1 protein-coding gene and 1 pseudogene are annotated in these 1230 nt (G+C 23.0%); one reads left to right on the top strand and one right to left on the bottom strand.

Translation table 4 applies throughout. From position 1 onward, the window contains the following. Positions 1-369 (top strand): annotated as a pseudogene (locus EHV01_RS05760) (hypothetical protein); the annotation flags it as partial. 30 nt (positions 370-399) lie between these two features. Here the strand turns inward: EHV01_RS05760 and EHV01_RS05755 are convergent. Next, positions 400-1230, bottom strand: an 831-nt coding sequence (locus tag EHV01_RS05755) for a hypothetical protein (RefSeq protein ID WP_422066627.1), incomplete at its 5' end; no start/stop codon positions are given.

Genomic DNA, 1230 nt, shown 5'->3' with positions numbered 1-1230 from the left:
MAARAAATTAGAGACAATTTAGAATGAATAGCACCACAAGAAAAACCATTCAATACGGTTGATAATAAATGATATTATGTAATATGAAAAGGTGAAAATAAATATCATTTAAACAAATTTAAAAATATTATGCACAACGATGAACTAATAATTAATGACGGTACTAACCACTTTTATTTAAGATTAGACCTTGATTTGAATTTGTTATATGTATATGAAACTTATCAAGGAAAAGAAACTAAGTTCCATTATTGAAAAAATAAAAATAATGATTATATTAAATCAGTTTATCGTTGAAATGGTGAAGAACAAAATTTACCTAACTTAATTATTGATAAAGATGATAATGTAAAAGTTAACGGAGAATAGAAAAAAGAGATTTAATAATCTCTTTTTCTTTTATCTTGGTTTTATTGTAATTTTAACAGGATTATTGCTACTATTTCTAATCCCCAAAACATTTGAATTATTTATATTAAATTTTATACTTCCATCTGAAATAGGTGTTTCATATTCGGTTGTACCTCAATATCAAATATCTCCATATCCCTCAACTCCTAATAATTTAGGAATCATACTTTTTGATATTCTAATTTTTAATTTCATATTATTAGTATAATATGCTTGAAGTTTAGTTTCTTTAATTTTCTCGTTATCATTATTATATAATTTTGTTATTTGCAACAATAAATAAATAAACGCTTCACCTAAATTAGTTTTATATTTAGTTCTATATTCTTTATTTATTAATCCATTAGTATAACCAGTAGCAACTGTTTGAATATCATTTATTTTTATATTATCAGTATATAAAATAATTGTATTTTCAAAATTAACTTTATCAATTTGTTCCATTCCTTGTGTTTTTATTTTTACACCGCCCAAATTACCTAAATAATCTGAACAGCCTGTTCTACCAACTAAAATTTCAACATTTCTATTAGGAATAAAATTTTCTATTTCAGGTGGTCCACATTCAACTTGTAAATTATTAAGATTACTTATTTCTATTGTTTTATAAGAACTAATAAATTTACTAATATTTTGAATTGTTGGGTCAATTTGTTTTAAGTCAAGTTCTATTTCAGAATATCCAAAATATTCTGTATTTTCATCAAAAAAATTATTATGTGCAATATTATACGGCGGTGTTGTTTTTTTACATTGTCCTAGTTGAATTGCGTTAAATAATATAGGTAATTTTGCATTAGCAGGCATAATATTTTWTAT

The sequence above is a fragment of the Spiroplasma sp. hy2 genome, from assembly GCF_044714365.1.
GTDB lineage: Bacteria > Bacillota_I > Bacilli_A > Mycoplasmatales > Mycoplasmataceae > Spiroplasma > Spiroplasma phoeniceum.
This window is presented reverse-complemented; position numbering and strand designations above follow the sequence as displayed.